The sequence below is a fragment of the Planococcus sp. ISL-109 genome (assembly GCF_018613655.1).
Taxonomy (GTDB): Bacteria; Bacillota; Bacilli; order Bacillales_A; family Planococcaceae; genus Planococcus.
The window spans coordinates 940,979-961,454 of the sequence record NZ_JAGGPW010000004.1 but is presented as its reverse complement, the minus strand read 5'-3'; the positions used below and the strand labels follow the sequence as shown (position 1 = coordinate 961,454).

The following is a 20,476-nucleotide window of genomic DNA, read 5'->3' as shown; positions in this document are numbered from 1 at the left end:
TAAAACCGGGTCCCATTCGTGGAACCCGGTTTTTTAAATAGGGTGAGAAAATGAAAAATCAAATGATTCAACATAAACTGGCGGTATTGCCGGACCAACCGGGCTGCTATTTGATGAAAGACCGGCAAGGGACCATCATCTACGTCGGCAAGGCGAAAGTGCTAAAAAACCGTGTGCGCTCCTATTTTACGGGCAGCCACGACACGAAAACCCAGCGCCTCGTCAACGAAATCGAGGATTTTGAATATATCGTTACCTCTTCCGACAAGGAAGCGCTCATCCTCGAATTGAATCTCATCAAAAAGCATGATCCAAAATACAATATCCGTCTGAAAGACAACAAAACCTACCCGTATTTGAAAATTACGGGCGAACGCCATCCGAAACTGGTCATCACGCGCCAAGTGAAAAAAGATAAAGGGAGGTATTTCGGCCCGTATCCGAATGCCTATGCGGCAAGCGAAACGAAAAAACTTTTGGACCGTTTGTATCCGCTGCGCAAATGCCATACGATGCCAGACCGTGTCTGTCTGTATTATCACTTGGGCCAATGCCTTGCGCCGTGCGTCAAGCCGGTCGAAAAAGAGACATACCGCGAAATGATCGATGGCATCAGCCGCTTCCTAAACGGCGGGTTCCGTGAAGTAAAGCAAGAGCTGACGGAAAAGATGAGCGAGGCTGCGGAAAATTTAGAGTTTGAACGTGCGAAAGAATATCGCGACCAAATCAGCCACATCGAATCGGTCATGGAAAAACAGAAGATGGCGATGAATGATTTCACCAATCGCGACGTGTTCGCCTATGCTGTCGATAAAGGCTGGATGTGCGTGCAAGTATTTTTCGTCCGCCAAGGCAAACTGATCGAGCGGGAAGCCTCGATGTTTCCGCTGTACCGGGATCCGGAAGAAGAGTTTTTGACATTCCTCGGTCAGTTCTACGAAAAGCCGAATCACGTCAAACCGCAGGAAATCCTGCTTCCTGAAGCTGAAGATGAGGAGTTTCTGAAAGAGTGGCTCGGTGCGAAAGTGCTCGTTCCGCAGCGAGGGAAGAAGAAAGACTTATTGCTGCTGGCGCGCAAAAACGCAGAAATTGCGATCAAAGAGAAGTTCCAATTGCTCGAACGGCAAGAAGAGCGGACAGTCGGCGCCTGCAAAGAACTTGGTGAAGCGATGAACATCCACACACCGCTGCGCATAGAAGCGTTCGATAACTCCCATATCCAAGGGGCCGATGCGGTGTCTGCAATGGTCGTCTTCGTGGACGGCAAGCCATCGAAAAAAGATTATCGCAAATACAAAACGCGTTCCACCTCGAAACCCGATGATTACGCGGCGATGCGGGAAGTTGTCCGCAGGCGCTATAGCCGGGTGTTGAAAGACGGCTTGCCGTTGCCGGATTTGATCATCATCGATGGCGGCAAAGGGCAGATTGAAGCAGCGCGTGAGATTTTGGAAGATGAGCTCGGCTTGGACATTCCGATTGCAGGGCTGGCAAAAGACGCCAAACACCAGACCTCGCAGCTGCTGTACGGCAATCCAGTGGAAATGGTGCCGCTGAAGCGTACGAGCGAGGCATTTTATTTAATGCAACGTGTACAAGATGAAGTCCACCGGTTCGTTATTACGTTTCACCGCCAATTGCGCGGCAAAAATTCGATCCAGTCGGCACTCGATGGACTCGAAGGCATCGGGCCGAAACGCAAGCAGCAATTGCTCAAGTATTTCGGTTCTGTGCGGAAAATCAAAGAAGCGAACGCTGAAGAAATCCAGCAAGCCGGCATCCCAGAGAAGTTGGCACTGCAGATCGAGCAGCATTTCCAGGAACAACCGTTGCAACAGGAATAAGAACGTGTTATTGTAAAACCACATTTGAATCACTTGTAAAAGTGATGATAGAGGCGCGGACGCCATTAGTAAGCATTCCGAGATTTGCAGAATCGAAGAAGAATGCCGAAAGGGACGCCCGCCGAAGTATACAGTGCACTGCTTGCGCGTATGCTGGTTCTGCATTTAAGAGATGCAGAGCTGTCAGAGTTCAAACTCTGGAGGGCTATCTCACATGGACGGATGAAATCGTACATGAGAAGAGAGGTAGCTTGCCGAGCAATCGGCGAGTTGCCTCTTTTTTGTTGAGGGCCACTTAACTTAAGTGGGAGTGAAGGAAATGACAACAATCGTAATGAAATTCGGAGGGACGTCGGTGGCGACTCCTGAGAAAATCTTGGGTGTGGCAAAACGCGCCATCCGTGAAAAAGAACAAGGCAAGCGCGTCGTCATCGTCGTTTCAGCGATGGGCAAAACAACAGATACATTACTCGGCCTTGCGAGTGACATTTCACAGGAGCCGTCCAAGCGGGAGATGGACATGCTGCTTGCGACAGGAGAACAAGTGACGATTTCACTGCTCGCAATGGCATTAAAAAAACTCGGCCATGACGCGCTTAGCTTTACAGGATGGCAAGCCGGCATCGAAACAGAGTCGGTCCCGAGGAATGCGCGCATCGAAACAATCCATACGAAACGGCTCGAAGATGCACTCGAGCTCGGGTTTTTCTGTGTCGTCGCGGGGTTCCAAGGAGTCGATCGCAGCGGCAATATCACCACGCTTGGCCGTGGGGGATCAGATACGACTGCTGTCGCATTAGCGGCCGCTTTGGAAGCAGAGAAATGCGAAATCTATACCGATGTGGACGGGGTCTATACATCCGACCCACGCTATGTGACGGGTGCGCGAAAACTGAAACAAATTTCGTATGATGAAATGCTTGAACTGGCCAATCTCGGTGCGGGCGTTCTTCACCCGCGTGCTGTGGAGTTTGCAAAAAACAATTTAGTGCCCTTATCTGTTCGGGCCAGCTACTCGGATGAACCGGGGACAATCATTCAAGAGGTGATCACTGTGGAAAAAAATCTAATCGTTCGTGGCGTAGCGTTCGAGCCTGGAATTGCACGTATCACTGTCAGCTATAGCAAACCGTTCAACGGCTCTCTCGCCAACATCTTTACCAAACTGGCAGAACATCTGATCGATGTTGACATCATCGTGCAAAGCATCAGCGATGAGTTCCCGCCGTCGGTATCGTTCTCCATCAAAGAAGACAGCCTTGATGACGCTAAGCGTGTGCTGGCGGATGCCCGGGAGCATATTGGCTTTACAGCAGTTAACGTCGAAACCGATTTGGCGAAAGTGTCGATTGTCGGCTCCGGCATGGTGTCGAATCCTGGTGTCGCAGCCAGAATGTTTGATATTCTGCGTGCACAAGATGTGCCGGTGAAAATGGTCAGTACATCAGAAATCAAAATATCGGTCGTTGTCCCGTCGAGCATGATGAAGCTCTCGGCGAATGCGCTTCATGATGCATACGGATTGACGCCAGCCACAGTTCAATAAGTATTCGAGCCCGTGTGCACCGGGCTTTTTTTTCGTTGAAATTAGCTTGTGTAAAAATTCACAATTTGTTCAAATCTCCAGATATGTTGTACACGTCCCGGTTTTGTATTGAAAAGCCTGAAAAATACGCTTATGGCAGTTGCTATGAATAATAAAAATATAGCTTTTCGTGATTTCTTACCTATTTATCATAAGAAGAAAGGCAATGAATCCCCCGTTTCTGCTGCGCCAAAAGTGTTCATTGTCTTGACGCTCCTAGAGGGGGGGAGTACAATAAATATGTCATATTCTTGTACATGATGCTTATGGCAATGAGAAGATATTTTGCTGATATAGGAATATTTTTCACATTGCCTACTAATGTTTTGAGGGGGGTAAAATTTTTGGATAACAATCGTGAATTTCTAATGCGCAGGCTGCACTCTTTACTCGGAGTCATTCCAATCGGTTTGTTCCTGACGCAGCATTTGATCGTCAACCATTTCGCTACGCAAGGGGTGGAGGAGTTTAACCGCGCTGCTCACTTCATGGCAAATCTTCCATTCGTCATCTTCCTGGAGATCTTTGTCATCTACTTGCCGCTAATGTATCATGCTTTCTACGGATTATACATAGCGTTCACAGCGAAAAACAACCCGGGTCATTACAGCTATTTGCGCAACATGTTGTTTGTGGCGCAGCGCTATACGGGAATTTTCCTAGTGGTCTTTATCGCGTGGCACATCTTCGAAACTCGATTCCAAGTAGCAATCGGTGCAGCGGAAGCGGACTTCAGCATGATGGAAAACATCTTGTCGAACCCGTTCATGTTCGTATTCTACATCTTGGGTGTCGTATCGGCGACGTTCCACTTGGCGAACGGATTATGGTCTTTCTTTGTAACGTGGGGAATCACGGTTTCAGCGAAAGCACAGCGCTACTCAACTTATTTCACACTTCTAGTCTTTATTGTATTAACGATCATCGGTATCAGAGCATTGTTTGCGTTCGTTTAAGAATGTTTCAAACATTGGTGAACTAAAAGAGGAGTGAATACTACAATGGCGAAAGGCAAAGTTACTATCGTCGGTGGGGGCCTAGCAGGTCTTATGGCAGCGATCAAAGTTGCTGAAGTGGGCTCACCCGCTGATCTATTCTCTATCGTTCCAGTTAAACGATCTCATTCTGTGTGTGCACAGGGCGGAATTAACGGAGCGGTGAATACAAAAGGTGAAGGGGACTCCCCGGCAATTCACTTTGATGACACCGTTTATGGCGGCGACTTCCTGGCGAACCAAAAGCCAGTTCAAGCGATGGCAGATGCAGCACCTGAAATCATCCGCCTGCTTGACCGGATGGGCGTTATGTTCAACCGTACGCCGGAAGGTTTGCTCGATTTCCGCCGTTTCGGCGGCACGATGTACCACAGAACGGCATTTGCCGGTGCGACGACTGGCCAGCAATTGCTTTATGCACTTGATGAGCAAGTGCGCCGCTATGAAGTGGCCGGCTTGATCACAAAATTTGAAGGCTGGGAATTCCTTGGCCTCATTCTTGATGATCAAGGCGTATCAAGAGGCATTACAGCCCAGAACTTGACGACAATGGAGATTAAAGCGTTCCGCTCCGATGCTGTAATTATGGCAACGGGCGGTCCAGGGATTATCTTCGGGAAATCCACGAACTCCGTCATCAACACAGGATCTGCGGCATCAATCGTTTATCAGCAAGGCGCATATTACGCAAACGGCGAATTCATCCAAATCCACCCGACGGCGATTCCTGGGGACGACAAGCTCCGCTTGATGTCCGAATCAGCTCGCGGTGAAGGCGGCCGGATCTGGACATATAAAGACGGCAAGCCTTGGTATTTCCTTGAAGAGAAATATCCGGCTTACGGAAACCTTGTGCCGCGTGATATCGCGACACGTGAGATCTTCGACGTGTGCGTTAACCAGAAGCTCGGCATCAACGGCGAGAACATGGTGTACTTGGATCTTTCCCATAAAGACCCGAAAGAACTCGACCTCAAACTCGGGGGCATCATCGAAATCTACGAGAAGTTCACAGGCGACGACCCGCGTAAAGTGCCGATGAAAATCTTCCCGGCTGTCCACTATTCAATGGGCGGACTATGGGTAGACGATCATCAGATGACCAACATTCCAGGCGTATTAGCAGCAGGCGAATGCGATTATTCCCAGCACGGTGGCAATCGTCTCGGCGCAAACTCGCTTCTTTCTGCAATCTACGGAGGAATGGTCGCTGGCCCGCATGCGCTTGAATACATCAAAGGACTTGATGTTCTGGCAGAAGACATGCCGAACGATATTTTTGCAAAGCAAGAAGCTGAAGAGCAGCGTAAATGGGATGAGCTCCTTGCCCTTGACGGAACAGAAAATGCTTATATCTTGCACAAAGAGCTTGGCGAATGGATGACGGATAACGTGACAGTCGTGCGCTATAACGACCGCCTCGAAAAAACCGACAAGAAAATCGTCGAGTTGCTTGAACGCTTTAACCATATCAGCATGACCGACACGCAACTTTGGAGCAACCAAGGCGCGATGTTCGCACGTCAGCTGAAAAATATGCTGCACCTGGCACGCGCTATCACAATCGGAGCCTTGAAGCGCAACGAAAGCCGCGGAGCTCATTACAAGCCGGACTTTCCGGAACGTAATGACGAGGAATTCTTGAAGACGACAATGGCGAAATTCGATGGTTCCAATGCGCCGATCTTCCATTATGAAGAAGTCGATACTTCCTTAATCCCGCCACGCAAACGCGACTATTCAGCGAAAGCATAGCATTTAAGAAGGGAGCTAATTTACCATGGGTGAAGCAGCAAAAACGGTTATTTTCGAAATCGAACGCCAAAACTCCACAGATGATAGTTCATACTGGGAGAAGTTCGAATTGCCATATCGCGCCAACATGAATGTCATCTCGGCATTGATGGAAATCCGACGCAACCCGGTTAACATGGACGGCAAACGCACAACTCCAGTCAACTGGGACATGAACTGCCTTGAGGAAGTTTGTGGCGCGTGTTCTATGGTTATCAATGGCAAAGCACGCCAGTCGTGTACAGCTCTTGTCGATAAGCTCGAACAGCCGATCCGCCTTCAGCCGATGAAAACATTCCCGGTTGTCCGCGACTTGATCGTAGACCGCAGCCGCATGTTCGATTCTCTGAAAAAAGTCAAAGCGTGGGTGCCAATCGACGGTACGCATGATCTAGGCGAAGGTCCACGCATGCCAGAGCGCAAACGCCAGTGGGCTTATGAACTATCCAAATGTATGACTTGCGGTGTTTGTCTTGAGGCATGCCCGAACGTCAACGATAAATCCGACTTTATCGGTGCAGCTCCGCTTTCTCAAGTCCGCTTGATGAATGCGCATCCATCCGGAGCAATGAACCGTGATGAGCGTTTGAACGCCATCATGGGCGAGGGTGGCCTTGCTGATTGCGGTAACTCTCAAAACTGTGTGGAATCTTGTCCAAAAGGAATTCCTTTGACGACTTCCATCGCAGCTTTGAACCGTGACGCAACGATCCAAATGTTCCGCAACTTCTTCGGAAGCGATCACATGGTCGACTAATCAAAACTCCGCCATTATGGCGGAGTTTTTTTGTTGTGTGCCAGGCATGGCAACTATCTAGGTGGTGAAAGTCCACTGTGGGGGTACACATCGACCAACCACTAAGGAAGCGCAAGGTGCTTATCGTGAGGTGAGGGCTGGAGGAAGCGTGGAATAAAATCTTGGCTCGACGAACAGAAATCTGATACGAAGGCTCTTCAAAGGGATAAGGCTCCAACACAAGTCAAAGTCCAAAAGATGTGCGTAACTTTGTTGGGTAAATCAGGCGAGTAAAAGAGGAAAGATAGTTGTCTTACCCTGGTGGGTCTTGCGGATGCACTAACGTGCAGTCGAAAAAGGTTAATCGCAAGAAGTCAGCCGAAGCCATAGTAGTGAAGCAACTCACGAAGGGCTGAACCATTTATAGTGTTTCAACGCCGCGAGTGCGTAAGGGATGAACTCCGAATGTGTTACGGGTGAAAGTATGAGCGTATCTCAAAGGACAACCTAAAATGGAGCTATCCCTTACTACGCGAGAGGAAAGGAGAAACGAGTGTGGACCTTTTAGAACAGATTCTAAGTAATCAAAACATGAATGAAGCCTACTTGCGCGTTTATCGAAATAAAGGGCAAGTGGGGTCGATGGAATAACGGTCGATGAACTGAAGGAATACCTGAAAGAGAACAAAGATCTGCTTTAGAGCGTTATCTAAAAGTACACACTGTAATATAAATTGAAACGCCGTATACGAGAACCGTTCGTACGGTGTTGTGAGAGGGGCGAAGATAAATCACTTTTTTCCCTCTACTCGATTCAATTGAAATACTGTTAGCTTGGCTGAAACCGATGTCCTTGGCACCGGTTTTTGCTATACTTAAAAAATGAGAAGTAGATTATAGGGGGAACAAGGATGAAAGCGGCATACATAGAGAATTTTACGCAATGGCAGGAAGGTTTTACATTTTACGCACCGGTGCATGTGCGGTTTTCTGAGACCGATATGTTCGGCCATGTCAACAACACAGTACCGATCGCTTATTTTGAGTACGCACGGATTGAGTTTATGAAATCCATCGGGCTTATGCAAAGTTGGCTTCAGAAAGATAGTGATTTGATTCCTGTTGTAGCCGACATGCAAGTGGATTTTGTGCGGCAAGTATTTTTCGATGAACAGCTGAAAGTTTATGTCAAAGTGGCGTCAATCGGCAATTCTTCGGCGGACATCCATTACTGGGTGGTAAACGATCAGCAGGAAACGTGCTTCACCGGCAGAGGGGCCATCGTCCAAATTTCCAAAGCGAGTGGGAAAGGCTCTCCTTGGACTGCGGAAGAGAGAACGATGCTTGGCGCAGGAAGTCTGACTTCCTCGCGAAAATGAAGCAAGCCTTGCCTTCTTAGGAAGAAAGCTTCACTATAAAAGAAAAGAACTGTAGCTAGGGAGTGAACCGAGTCCATGACTGAAGACAAATTAAGCGGACGCCATGACTTAGAGCGCGTGGCGTTTATGGAAAAAGAATTGCGTTATATATCCGGAATCATCAAACAAAAAGGGCGCGAAATTCTCCATTCCTATACAATCACACCACCTCAATTCGTTGCTTTGCAATGGCTGTTCGAGCATGGGGATATGACGATCGGCGACCTGTCGAACAAAATGTTCCTCGCGTTCAGCACAACGACGGACCTCGTCGACCGGATGGAGAAAAATGAATTGGTTGTTCGGACCCGCGAAGAACAAGACCGCCGCGTCGTGCGCATCAAGCTGTTAAAAGAAGGCGAACGGATCATTGAAGAAGTCATCAAAAAACGTCAGGACTATTTGGAAAACGTCCTCGAAGATTTTAGCGAAGAAGAAGTCGAGCAATTTTCGTCATTGTTGGAGAAAATGCATATCAACATGAAATAGGAGCGGGGCTATGACATTGAATGCGCCAATCGGAGTCATTGATTCGGGCGTCGGCGGATTGACCGTCGCCAAAGAAATTATGAGACTTTTGCCTAATGAAAAGATTTGTTATATCGGCGATAATGCCCGTTGTCCTTATGGCCCCCGTCCACTTGCAGAAGTCCGGCGCTATACATGGCAAATGGCAGAGGCGCTCATGAAAATGAACGTCAAAATGCTGGTCATCGCCTGTAATACGGCCACGGCCGCGGCGCTCAATTCGCTTCAGAAAAAACTGCCCATTCCAGTCATCGGTGTTATTTTTCCAGGCGCCAGGGCAGCGATAAAATCATCCTCGACTAAAAAAATCGCGGTACTCGGAACAGCTGGAACTGTCAAAAGCGGCGCTTATGAAAAAGCGATCAAATCGCTCGTTTCGTCGTCCGAAGTCATCCAATTGGCGTGCCCGCGGTTTGTGCCGCTAGTGGAAAGTGATGAGTACGAAGGGGACTTTGCGCGGCGCATCGTCGTGGAAACGCTTAGCATGATCAAATTGAAGGAATTCGATACGGCGATTCTCGGCTGTACGCATTATCCGCTTTTGCAAGGATTTATCGAGCAGGAACTCGGCAAGACGGTGACCGTGCTGTCGTCAGCTGAAGAAACAGCAAAAGACGTGTTTCGCCATCTTAGTTATGAAGACAAGTTCGCAAAGCGCAAAAAACCGCCAGTCCATCAATTTTATACTTCCGGTTCAACTGAGATTTTCCGCACGATCATCCGCAAATGGCTCGCTATCGAAGAGCCTTGCATCCATTCGATTCAATTTGCAAAAACCTGACCGCCTTGCTGTCGGGTTTTTGTCGTTACAGTGGAAATATGTTAAGCTTTGTGGGTATATGAGGAGGAAAAAATATGACAAGAATAGATAATAGACAAGTTGATGAACTGCGCCAAGTGGAAGTAGAGACGGATTACTTGATCCATCCGGAAGGTTCCGTATTGATTACGGTCGGCCAGACAAAAGTCATTTGTACAGCGACAATCGAATCACGGGTGCCAAGCTTTTTAAGAGGGCAGGGCAAAGGTTGGATTACGGCTGAATACTCAATGCTGCCACGGGCAACAGGAAGCCGCAACCAGCGAGAAGCGACACGCGGCAAGCTTGGCGGACGGACAATGGAAATCCAGCGTCTGATCGGCCGCTCACTGCGTGCCGTTGTAGACCTTGAGAAAATCGGCGAGCGTACACTTTGGATCGATTGCGACGTCATCCAAGCGGACGGCGGAACACGCACAGCATCGATTACCGGTGCATTTATCGCTATGTCCATCGCACTCGGTAAATTGGATGTTCCGGTATTTCCGGTAACAGATTATTTGGCGGCAACTAGTGTCGGCATCAATAGCGACAAACAAGCGATCCTCGATTTGAATTATGAGGAAGATTCCACAGCAGCTGTCGATATGAATCTGGTCATGACCGGGTCCGGGGAATTTGTGGAAATGCAAGGAACCGGAGAAGAAGCAACGTTCAGCCGCACAGAGTTGAATGAAATGCTCGATCTAGGCGAAGAAGGCATCCGCCAATTGATCGAAATCCAGAAGCATGCACTTGGAGAACTGGCTTACCGCATCGGTGAAAAGGTAGAAACGGCATTATGAAAAAAATCGTCATCGCCACGCAAAACAAAGGAAAAGCCAAAGACTTTGAAACTTTGCTTGCGCCTTTAGGCTATGAAGTGCTGACATTGAAAGATGTCGCCGAAGAGTTGGATATCGAAGAAACAGGCACCACGTTTGAAGCGAACGCCATCTTAAAAGCAGAAGGCGTTGCAGCAGCACTCGGCATTCCGGTCATCGCGGATGACAGCGGTCTTGAAATCGATGCATTGGACGGCGAGCCTGGCGTGTACTCGGCGCGTTACGCCGGCGGGGAGAAAAGCGATGACGCCAATATCGATAAAGTGTTGGAGAAATTGGCGCAAGTGCCGGACACAGAGCGCACGGCGCGCTTCCGCTGCGTGTTGGCAGTCGCAGCACCCGGTGAAGAAACGGTGATGTTCTCAGGCTCATGTGAAGGCGAGATCTTGCGTCTGCGCCGCGGCGACCACGGCTTCGGCTACGATCCCGTTTTTTACGTTCCGTCACAGGAGCGGGCCATGGCGGAGCTTGAGCCGCAAGAAAAAGCAGCCATCTCACATCGCGGACAAGCAATTCGCAAGCTCAGCGAAGCAATGCCTACGTGGCTGAAATAAACAATTTGATATTTTTTTGAAATAGCATTGACTTTTCTTCGAATGATTTCTATAATTAAAATTGTCTTTCAGAAGGAAAGTCATGTCTCAGTAGCTCAGCTGGATAGAGCAACGCCCTTCTAAGGCGTCGGTCGGGGGTTCGAATCCCTCCTGGGACATTTGAACCTTGTTTTCCATTTATGGAAAGCGAGGTTTTTTGTTTTTCAATAATAATTTGAAGCGGAATGGTGAAAGAATGATGGCCTTTTGATTTCCTGCTGTTTATTTGCGGGCAATCGAGTACAATGGAAAAAGATAGAGAAAAAATAGACCTAAAGGTGGAAAAGATCAGTGTTCAAAAACAACTGGAAACGTCTTTTGATCATTTTCTCACTTATCCAAGTGAGCCTCATAGCATCAATCGCATTGAGCATTTGGGCTTTCGGCAACGAGTCGGAATTGCTTGAAGCCGATGCAGCAATCGTCCTCGGTACAAAAATCATCGGCGAAGAGCCTTCGCCTGTGCTCGAACAGCGCATACGCCATGCCATCGATTTATACGAAGCCGGCTATGTGAAGAAAATCATTTTCACAGGGGGCATCACTGATGGAGCGGACTTTGCCGAATCGGCCGTCAGCCGCGACTTTGCCATCCGCAATAACGTTCCGGCAGAAGATATTCTGATTGAAACCGAATCGTTGATCACAGAAGAAAACTTCCTTTTTGCCGGTGAGCTCGCAGCTGCGAACGATTTATCGAGCTTTCTTGTCGTCAGCGATCCCTTACATATGAAACGGGCGCTGCTAATGGCGGAGCATGCCGGCATTGACGCCCATTCATCCCCGACACCGTCGACTGAATTCACGAGTTTTTTCAAGACTCTACCGTTTTTTGCCCGGGAAATCATTTGTTATATCGCATACGTCGCCATCCATGCTTTCGTTTAAAACTGCCTTGCGCGTGCAGGCAGTTTTTTAATATGCTTAAAAGATGAAATATTCTGAAGTCGAATGATACACTGTTAAAAAGAGGAAAGGGTGATGGAGATGGAAACCGAACTATTGAAGCTCAGCACAAAATGGCAAGGTGATTTTGTTTTTGAAGCAAGCGGCCAAGGTGGACACGTCCTGAAGATGGACGCCCATAAAGGTGTCGGGAACGATCAAGGTTTATTGCCGATGCAAGCGCTGCTTGGTTCGCTCGCCGGTTGTGTCGGAATGGATGTCATTATGATTTTGCGTTCGAAAATCGACAAGGTGCAATCGATTGAGATTGTCACTGAAGGGGAAAAACGGAAGGATCCGCCAAAAGAATTTTTAGCGGTGACGGTCACGTTTTTAGTCGAAGGCGATATAGACGAGGAGAAAGTGCTTCACGCCATTGAAGTGAGCGGTGAGAAATATTGCCCGGTCGCTCATTCCATGAAAGCGGATGTCCGTTACGAACTTGTCCTGAACGGCAAAAAAGCTGGCGCACAGTAGTGCCAGCTTTGGTTTTAAAAGCACTATTTTATGGTATGATGAATGGACAAAGAGGTGGTAGGATGCGGAAGAAATTTGGGGATTTGAAACGCAGGGGCAATGTCATTGTTTTCCCGACGACCGTCACGCGTCTGTTGACGGAAGGCATGACCAACTTGAAAAACGAACAGTACGAAGACGCACGCGATAAACTATATCAAGTGCTCGTCTACGAACCGGAGCACGCAGCGGCACTCGGCGGCTATGCTTACAGCTTGTATGAACTTGGTGAGTTTACTGAGGCGCTCGAAGTAGTCAAGGAATTGCTGCGCATCGGACCGATCCATTATTTGGAGACGATGGAGTTATACATAAGCATTTTAATGCAAGTGAAAGAGTTTCAGGAAGCGGAGAAAATGATCGAAGTGCTGATAGAGGAGAACGTTCTGCCGGCAGAACGACTCGAGCAATTCCATCAATTGCGCGACTTGAATGAACGGATTGCGGAAAGCAATACTACGTTCAAAAAAGATGTCGAACGTTACGCACTTGATCAGTTTTTGCTTTTAAGCCCGGTCGAACAGGAACAACGGGTGACGGAATTGCCGAAAGAAGCATATGCTGCGATGTGCGATCAATTGCAGCAATTGATCGCACATCCGGAAGTGGACTGGGTTGCCAAATCCTATCTGCTGCTGATGCTGCGGGAACAGCAACTCTCCGGATCCGTCCACGTGGAGAAATTTCATTACACGCAAGAGTTCACGGTTGAAACGCTTCCGGATCCGCTGAAAGACAAACGGCTGTTGAATATCCGGCTGCTGCTGGAAAGGGGGTTGGAGAAAGAGCCGGCAAAATTGCAAATGGCGATGGAACTGGTCGACCGGCATATTTACCTGCTGTATCCGTTTTTCTGGGAAGATTTCGATGAAGCGGAAATTGCCGATGCCTACCATTTGTATCTCGACAGTTTGTTCAGCGGGGAAACGGCAGACCAAGCCAATCCGGAATTGATGAATCTGCTGAAGCAAGCGGAAGCCTACATAGAATTGCGCAACGGTTAGAAATAGTTGAACCTGCTCGTATTTATGATATAATGTGGAGGTTGTCAAAAATTCGTGCAAATAAAGTACACACTTTGTAAAAAAATGTTTGGAGGGCTTATACATGTCAGCAAAATGGGAAAAGCAAGAAGGTAACGTCGGAGTCTTAACAATAGAAGTACCGGCTGAAGAAGTAAACGGCGCACTTGATAAAGCATTTAAAAAAGTCGTAAAAGAAATTAACGTACCAGGTTTCCGTAAAGGGAAAATGCCACGCCAAATGTTCGAAAAGCGTTTCGGTGTAGAATCTCTTTACCAGGATGCACTTGATTTCATCCTGCCTGACGCATACGCGAACGCAGTCGAAGAATCAGGAATCAACCCAGTTGACCGTCCTGAAATCGACGTGGAAAAATTGGAAAAGAACGAACCGCTTGTCTTTACTGCAAAAGTTATAGTGAAGCCTGAATTACAGTTGGGCGAGTATAAAGGCCTTGAAGTTTCCAAAGAAGACGTGAACGTGACGGATGAGGAAATCGAAGCGCAATTGAAAGAAAGCCAGGAACGTATGGCTGAATTGTCGGTCAAAGAAGACAGCGCAATCGAAAATGGCGATACAGCTATTATCGATTTCGAAGGATTCGTAGACGGAGAATCGTTTGAAGGCGGAGCAGGCAATGACTACTCCCTAGAAATCGGTTCAAATTCATTCATTCCAGGATTTGAAGAGCAATTGATCGGCGCTAAAACCGGCGAACAAAAAGAAGTGGAAGTGTCTTTCCCTGAAGAATACCACGCGGAAGAACTTGCTGGAAAAGCAGCAACGTTCAAAGTGACGGTAAACGAAGTGAAAGCTAAAGAATTGCCAGAGCTTAACGATGAGTTCGCTAAAGAACTTGACGAAGAAGTAGAAGGCCTTGACGCACTTCGCACGAAAATGAAAGAAAGCTTGAAAGCGGAAAAAGAAACCGCTTCTGACGCAAAACTTCGCGATGACCTCGTGCAGCAAGCGGCTGAAAACTCAACAGTTGAGATTCCTGAAGCGATGATCAACACAGAAATCGATCGCATGATGCAAGATTTCGAACAGCGCCTAAGCCAGCAAGGAATGAACAAGGAATTGTACTTCCAGTTCTCCGGCCAGGACGAAGATGCACTCCGCGAACAAATGACAGCTGATGCTCAAACACGCGTACGCGTATCATTGACGCTTGAAGCAATCGCTAAAGCGGAAAACATGGAAGTCACTTCTGAAGACATCGATAAAGAGCTTGAAAAAATGGCTAGCCAGTTCAACATGGACAAAGAACAGATCAAAACTGCTCTTGGCGGCACTGAAATGCTTGAAAATGACATCCGCATGCAAAATACGGTTGAATTCCTAGTGAAAAACGCTAAAGTTTCCGATGACGCTAAGGCTTCTGAATAAGACCAATAAGATCTTTTAATAAAACAAGGTGCGGCATTCGCACCTTGTTTTCTATACATACTGGTAAAAGACTAAATATCTCTAAACATATTGCCGTTCACCGTCGGAAGATTACCTGCTGAAAGTCATAGCTTCAACTTAACAGATATGCTTTTCATTTCCTTCAATATAGAGTTTCTTCATATATAAAGGCAGTTTGATTGGAATAATTCTAATTAGTTGATACAATCATATTAATCTTGTAAGATAATGGCTTGAATAGGGGTGACTACATTGTTCAAATTCAATGATGAAAAAGAGCATTTAAAATGTTCATTTTGCGGTAAACCGCAGGAACAAGTTCGTAAACTGGTCGCTGGACCAGGTGTATATATTTGCGATGAGTGCATCGAACTTTGCACCGAAATCGTAGAGGAAGAACTCGGCACGGAAGAAGAAGTCGAATTCAAAGAAGTACCAAAACCGAAAGAGATTTTGGATACCTTAAACGGTTATGTCATCGGCCAGGAAAAAGCGAAAAAATCTTTGGCTGTGGCAGTTTATAATCATTACAAACGGGTTAATTCCAATAGCAAAATCGACGATGTCGAGCTTTCGAAATCGAATATCGTTTTGATCGGTCCTACAGGAAGCGGGAAAACTTTGCTTGCGCAAACACTCGCACGCATTTTGAATGTACCATTTGCAATTGCAGATGCTACATCTCTGACTGAAGCCGGTTATGTCGGCGAGGATGTCGAGAACATTCTGCTTAAACTGATCCAGGCTGCAGATTACGACGTGGACCGTGCAGAAAAAGGTATCATCTACATCGATGAAATCGATAAAGTGGCGCGCAAATCCGAGAACGCATCGATTACACGCGATGTTTCAGGTGAAGGCGTTCAGCAAGCTTTGCTGAAAATCCTAGAAGGCACAACAGCGAGCGTTCCCCCACAAGGCGGACGTAAGCATCCTCATCAGGAATTCATCCAAATCGATACGACGAACGTCTTGTTCATCGTCGGCGGTGCGTTTGATGGCGTCGATCAGATCATCAAACGCCGTCTCGGCAATAAGATCATCGGTTTCGGTGCCGATCCGAACAAAGAAGAATTGGATGAAAAATCCCTTCTTAGCCAATTGATCCCAGAGGACTTGTTGAAATTCGGCTTGATCCCTGAGTTCATCGGCCGTTTGCCGGTACTAGCAAGCTTAGAGCAATTGGATGAAAATGCACTCGTGGAAATTCTGACAGAGCCTAAAAACGCACTGATCAAGCAATATCAGAAAATGATGGAGCTTGACGGCGTGAAGTTGACGTTCGAACATGAAGCGCTGGTTGAAATTTCCCGCCTCGCCATCGATCGGAAAACAGGCGCACGCGGATTGCGTTCGATCATCGAAAACATCATGCTTGATGTGATGTTTGATCTGCCTTCCCGTGAAGACATTGTGGAGTGCATCATCACGAAAGAAACGGTGACTGACAGTGTTCAGCCTAAACTGATTCTTGAAGACGGCACTGAGTTCGATAACGGCAGCAACGAAAAAACATCCGCTTAATTTGTCCGGCGGATACACAAGAATAGGATGATACGGGCTGACTCTGAATCGTGCACATCCGCGCGTATGGGGTCAGCCCTTTTTTTTCTACGAAAAAACTTAGTAGCAAGAGAGATATAGAGAATTAACGGAGGTGGGTTACAAATGGCGAAGAAAAAAGTAACGAAGCGAGTTCCGCTCTTGCCACTTCGCGGGCTGCTCGTCTTTCCGGCGATGGTACTGCATATAGATGTCGGACGCGACCGTTCAGTAGCGGCATTAGAGCAGGCGATGATGGATGACCAAATCGTCTTTTTGGCTGCCCAAAAAGATATGGCAGTCGAACAGCCAGGCAAAGAAGACTTGCACAAAATCGGCACATTGGCATACGTCAAACAAATGCTGAAATTGCCGAACGGAACGATCCGTGTGCTGGTCGAAGGCCTAGAACGCGGCAAGTGGAAGGAATACGAAGAAGATGACAAGTTCACAGTAGTCGAAGTGATGTCGTTCCCGGATGAACCGGAACGGGACGCAGAGCAAGATGCCTTGATGCGGATCTTGCTTGAGCAATTTGAAGTCTTCGGCAAAAGCTCGAAAAAAGTGACGACTGAAACATTCAATACGGTAGCCGATATCGAAGAGCCGGGCCGGTTGGCTGATATGATCGCTTCGCATTTGTCGCTGAAAATGCCAGCAAAGCAGGAAGTACTCGAAACTTTCGACATCAGCAAGCGCCTGGAACTATTGATCAGCAGCCTGCATAATGAGCAGGAAGTGCAGGATATTGAAAAGCGCATTAACGACCGCGTGAAAAAAGCGATGGAAAAAACGCAGAAGGAATTCTACCTGCGCGAACAGATGAAAGCAATTCAAACTGAGCTTGGCGACAAGGACGGCAAAGGAGTAGAAGTAGCGGATTTGAAAAAGCGCATCAGCGAAATCGGCATGCCCGAATCGACGGAGAAAACCGCGCTGAAAGAATTGGAACGCTATGAGAAACTGCCTTCTGCGGCAGCGGAAAGCGGCATCATCCGCAATTATATTGAATGGCTCATCACGATCCCTTGGTCGGAAGCGACCGAAGACCGTCTTGACATCAACTACGCGGAAGAAGTATTAAACCGCGATCACGACGGCCTTGAGACGGTAAAAGAACGGGTGCTCGAATATTTGGCTGTCCAGCAGATGACGAAATCGCTGCGTGGACCGATTCTTTGCCTTGTTGGCCCTCCAGGCGTCGGGAAAACCTCACTTGCCCGTTCGATCGCCGAATCGCTCGACCGCAATTTCGTCCGCATCTCGCTAGGCGGCGTGCGCGATGAATCGGAAATCCGCGGCCACCGCCGTACATATGTCGGCGCGATGCCGGGACGCATCATTCAAGGAATGAAAAAAGCAGCCACGGTCAATCCGGTGTTCTTGCTTGATGAAATTGATAAAATGTCCAACGACTTCCGGGGTGATCCGTCTTCGGCGATGCTCGAAGTGCTCGACCCGGAACAGAACCATACATTCAGCGACCATTACATCGAAGAAAGTTATGACCTGTCGAATGTGCTGTTCATCGCGACAGCAAACGATCTGGGTTCGATCCCAGGACCTTTGCGCGACCGGATGGAAGTCATTTCGATCGCCGGCTATACGGAACTCGAAAAGAAATTGATCGCCAAAAACCATTTGGCGCCGAAACAAGTGAAAGAACACGGCTTGTCCGAAGAGCAGCTGTCATTCGGAGAAGATGCATTTGTCTCAATGATCCGCTATTACACACGTGAAGCCGGTGTGCGCGGATTGGAGCGCCAAATCGCATCCATCTGCCGGAAAGTCACCAAACAGATTGTTTCGAAAGAAATAGAACACGTGACGGTTGGAGCGAAAGAAGTCGAAGGCTATCTCGGCAAAAAGAAATTCCGCTACGGCGTCGCTGAAACCGAAAATCAAATCGGTGTTGCCACCGGCCTTGCGTATACCGCTGTCGGCGGCGATACATTGCAGATCGAAGTGTCCTTGTCCGCTGGGAAAGGCAAGTTGCAGTTGACCGGGAAGCTCGGGGACGTCATGAAAGAATCGGCACAGACCGCTCTTTCTTATGTCCGTGCACAAGCGGAAACACTCGGCATCGATCCGAACTTCAACGAATCGCACGATATCCATATCCATGTGCCGGAAGGAGCCGTTCCGAAAGACGGCCCTTCTGCCGGTGTGACGATTGCGACAGCGCTCGTCTCAGCCCTCACGAAGCGCCCTGTGCGCCGCGAGGTCGGGATGACGGGAGAAATTACGCTGCGCGGACGAGTGTTGCCGATCGGCGGGCTGAAAGAAAAAACCTTGAGTGCCCACCGAGCAGGTTTGAAGACAATCATCATACCTGCAGAGAATGAACGCGATCTCGACGATGTGCCGGAATCAATTCGCAAAGAATTGGAATTCCATCTTGTCAGCCAAGCGGAACAAGCGCTCGAGATTGCGCTGGAAGGAGAAAAACAATGAATGTCAATAACGTAGAACTCGTAATCAGTGCGGTCCGTCCGGCGCAATACCCGGAAACCGAGCTGCCGGAGTTTGCACTCGCAGGACGCTCGAATGTCGGCAAATCGTCCTTCATCAATAAACTGATCGGCCGCAAAAGCATGGCGCGGATTTCCTCCAAACCCGGCAAAACTCAAACTTTGAATTTTTACAAAATCGAAGAAGAATTGTTTTTTGTCGATGTGCCGGGCTATGGCTATGCAAAAGTATCGAAAACCGAACGTGAAGCATGGGGCAAGATGATCGAAACGTATATTACAAGCCGCGAGCAATTGCGGGCTGTCGTGCAAATCGTCGATCTTCGCCACCCGCCGAGCGTCGATGACCGGACGATGTATGATTTCATGAAATATTACAACATCCCGTGCATCATCATCGCGACAAAAGCCGATAAAATTCCGAAAGGCAAATGGGACAAGCATAAAAAGATTGTCCGTGAAACACTCGACATGGAAAAAGGCGATCCGTTAATCGTCTTCTCTTCCGAAACAGGACTCGGCAAAGATGCCGCCTGGCTCGAAATCGAAAAACGCATGAACTGAAAACAAACAGGGACCGAAAAATCATTGATTTTTCGGTCCCTGTTTTTAATTTGGGTTGGATTAATAAAAAGAGAGCTAATAGAATACGATAGCTTTAGTTGGACCGCTCGGCACATTAGAGAAGCGAAGTTGATAGGGTGTTTATGAGAGCGTGATGGTTCGTTCATGGATCGGTTCATCATGGACTAGCCGCCTTCCGCTTAGGGCACGCCTTTCGCAAGGAGCCCGTGTGCGCGGTGCGGCTGAGGGGTTTCATTGAAGTCAGCGGGAGATGAGGCGACCACATTGTTTTCTTCATCCGCTGGGTGAGCGAACTTATTTAGAGCTACCGAGTGACAAAACTTCTACACATTGAAAAGTGGCTGCTTACTCTACTAATTTTAGATAACGAGGAAACATACCACCATTTTAAAATTAGAGATGAAGCGGAAGGGAGGCGACGCCTGGGGGACTGCGCGGGACTGGCGAGACAAATGTGGCGCGCACTTTGCGGCACATTGGCTCGACGCCCGCCCCTCGGAAAGCAGCCCCTGCAACGGAATCTCCAAAAACCATTATGTATAAGTTCACAGTCTATTCCGACTACAAGCGTTATACTTGTTACGGAATTCGCGCTTTGCTAAGATTGAATTTAGGTTAAGATTAGGATGATTATATAGTGAAACTTCAATCAGTAGGGCATACCTGCTGATTGTTAGTTGAACCACTCGAACTTTTACGGCCAGTGGATCTCCCGCTTGAAAAGTGGCAGTCCTGCTGTCCGTTAAAGCGGGATTAACAAACAGGTTCATGCCTTGTTCACAAAATCGCAGGCATAATCCACTCGTGAAGTGGTATACTTAGAGAAGTGAAATATTGAACGTGAAAG

17 protein-coding genes, 1 tRNA gene and 1 riboswitch are annotated in these 20,476 nt (G+C 47.9%); all 18 genes read left to right on the top strand.

What is annotated here, in order from left to right; all coding sequences use genetic code 11:
- Nucleotides 1-50 precede the first annotated feature (50 nt).
- Nucleotides 51-1,844, top strand: a complete 1,794-nt coding sequence (gene uvrC / locus J7E21_RS06585; protein WP_215105830.1) for an excinuclease ABC subunit UvrC — start codon at nucleotides 51-53, stop codon at nucleotides 1,842-1,844.
- A 40-nt stretch (nucleotides 1,845-1,884) separates the two neighbouring features.
- Nucleotides 1,885-2,060: riboswitch (Lysine riboswitch) on the top strand.
- A 103-nt stretch (nucleotides 2,061-2,163) separates the two neighbouring features.
- On the top strand, nucleotides 2,164-3,390 hold the full coding sequence (locus tag J7E21_RS06580; protein ID WP_215105828.1) for an aspartate kinase: 1,227 nt from the start codon (nucleotides 2,164-2,166) through the stop codon (nucleotides 3,388-3,390).
- Between the two features lie 383 nt (nucleotides 3,391-3,773).
- Nucleotides 3,774-4,385, top strand: a complete 612-nt coding sequence (locus J7E21_RS06575; RefSeq protein WP_251047800.1) for a succinate dehydrogenase cytochrome b558 subunit — start codon at nucleotides 3,774-3,776, stop codon at nucleotides 4,383-4,385.
- A gap of 45 nt (nucleotides 4,386-4,430) precedes the next feature.
- Nucleotides 4,431-6,179, top strand: a complete 1,749-nt coding sequence (sdhA, locus tag J7E21_RS06570) for a succinate dehydrogenase flavoprotein subunit (protein ID WP_215105824.1) — start codon at nucleotides 4,431-4,433, stop codon at nucleotides 6,177-6,179.
- A gap of 25 nt (nucleotides 6,180-6,204) precedes the next feature.
- A complete protein-coding gene (sdhB, locus tag J7E21_RS06565) occupies nucleotides 6,205-6,975 on the top strand; it encodes a succinate dehydrogenase iron-sulfur subunit (RefSeq protein ID WP_215105822.1) in 771 nt (256 codons plus the stop codon).
- A gap of 890 nt (nucleotides 6,976-7,865) precedes the next feature.
- Complete coding sequence (locus J7E21_RS06560) at nucleotides 7,866-8,333, top strand: acyl-CoA thioesterase (RefSeq protein WP_215105820.1); 468 nt, start codon at nucleotides 7,866-7,868, stop codon at nucleotides 8,331-8,333.
- Nucleotides 8,334-8,408: 75 nt separating this feature from the next.
- On the top strand, nucleotides 8,409-8,861 hold the full coding sequence (locus J7E21_RS06555; RefSeq protein ID WP_215105818.1) for a MarR family winged helix-turn-helix transcriptional regulator: 453 nt from the start codon (nucleotides 8,409-8,411) through the stop codon (nucleotides 8,859-8,861).
- Between the two features lie 16 nt (nucleotides 8,862-8,877).
- Nucleotides 8,878-9,681: a glutamate racemase gene (gene racE / locus J7E21_RS06550; RefSeq protein ID WP_285228736.1), complete on the top strand. Its 804-nt coding sequence runs from the start codon at nucleotides 8,878-8,880 to the stop codon at nucleotides 9,679-9,681.
- Between the two features lie 74 nt (nucleotides 9,682-9,755).
- Complete coding sequence (gene rph, locus J7E21_RS06545) at nucleotides 9,756-10,505, top strand: ribonuclease PH (RefSeq protein ID WP_215105814.1); 750 nt, start codon at nucleotides 9,756-9,758, stop codon at nucleotides 10,503-10,505.
- Complete coding sequence (locus tag J7E21_RS06540; protein WP_215105812.1) at nucleotides 10,502-11,098, top strand: XTP/dITP diphosphatase; 597 nt, start codon at nucleotides 10,502-10,504, stop codon at nucleotides 11,096-11,098. The genes rph and J7E21_RS06540 overlap by 4 nt, the downstream gene beginning before the upstream one ends.
- Before the next feature lie 84 nt (nucleotides 11,099-11,182).
- Nucleotides 11,183-11,256: transfer RNA gene (locus J7E21_RS06535), tRNA-Arg, on the top strand.
- Between the two features lie 172 nt (nucleotides 11,257-11,428).
- Nucleotides 11,429-12,025, top strand: coding sequence for a YdcF family protein (locus J7E21_RS06530; RefSeq protein ID WP_215105810.1), 597 nt, complete (start codon nucleotides 11,429-11,431; stop codon nucleotides 12,023-12,025).
- 93 nt (nucleotides 12,026-12,118) lie between these two features.
- The gene (locus J7E21_RS06525; RefSeq protein WP_251047799.1) at nucleotides 12,119-12,559 is read left to right on the top strand and encodes an OsmC family protein; all 441 of its coding nucleotides are present in this window, start codon (nucleotides 12,119-12,121) and stop codon (nucleotides 12,557-12,559) included.
- Between the two features lie 62 nt (nucleotides 12,560-12,621).
- Nucleotides 12,622-13,602 (top strand): tetratricopeptide repeat protein, encoded by a 981-nt coding sequence (locus tag J7E21_RS06520; protein WP_215105808.1) that lies wholly within the window; start codon nucleotides 12,622-12,624, stop codon nucleotides 13,600-13,602.
- 103 nt (nucleotides 13,603-13,705) lie between these two features.
- The gene (gene tig, locus J7E21_RS06515; RefSeq protein ID WP_215105806.1) at nucleotides 13,706-15,010 is read left to right on the top strand and encodes a trigger factor; all 1,305 of its coding nucleotides are present in this window, start codon (nucleotides 13,706-13,708) and stop codon (nucleotides 15,008-15,010) included.
- Between the two features lie 273 nt (nucleotides 15,011-15,283).
- Nucleotides 15,284-16,555 (top strand): ATP-dependent protease ATP-binding subunit ClpX, encoded by a 1,272-nt coding sequence (gene clpX / locus J7E21_RS06510; protein WP_215105804.1) that lies wholly within the window; start codon nucleotides 15,284-15,286, stop codon nucleotides 16,553-16,555.
- A 144-nt stretch (nucleotides 16,556-16,699) separates the two neighbouring features.
- The gene (lon, locus tag J7E21_RS06505; protein ID WP_215105802.1) at nucleotides 16,700-19,027 is read left to right on the top strand and encodes an endopeptidase La; all 2,328 of its coding nucleotides are present in this window, start codon (nucleotides 16,700-16,702) and stop codon (nucleotides 19,025-19,027) included.
- Nucleotides 19,024-19,608 carry a ribosome biogenesis GTP-binding protein YihA/YsxC gene (gene yihA, locus J7E21_RS06500; protein WP_215105800.1) on the top strand — a complete coding sequence of 195 codons (585 nt, stop codon included), beginning with the start codon at nucleotides 19,024-19,026 and terminating at the stop codon, nucleotides 19,606-19,608. Before lon ends, yihA begins: the two co-directional genes overlap by 4 nt.
- The last annotated feature ends 868 nt before the right edge of the window (nucleotides 19,609-20,476 follow it).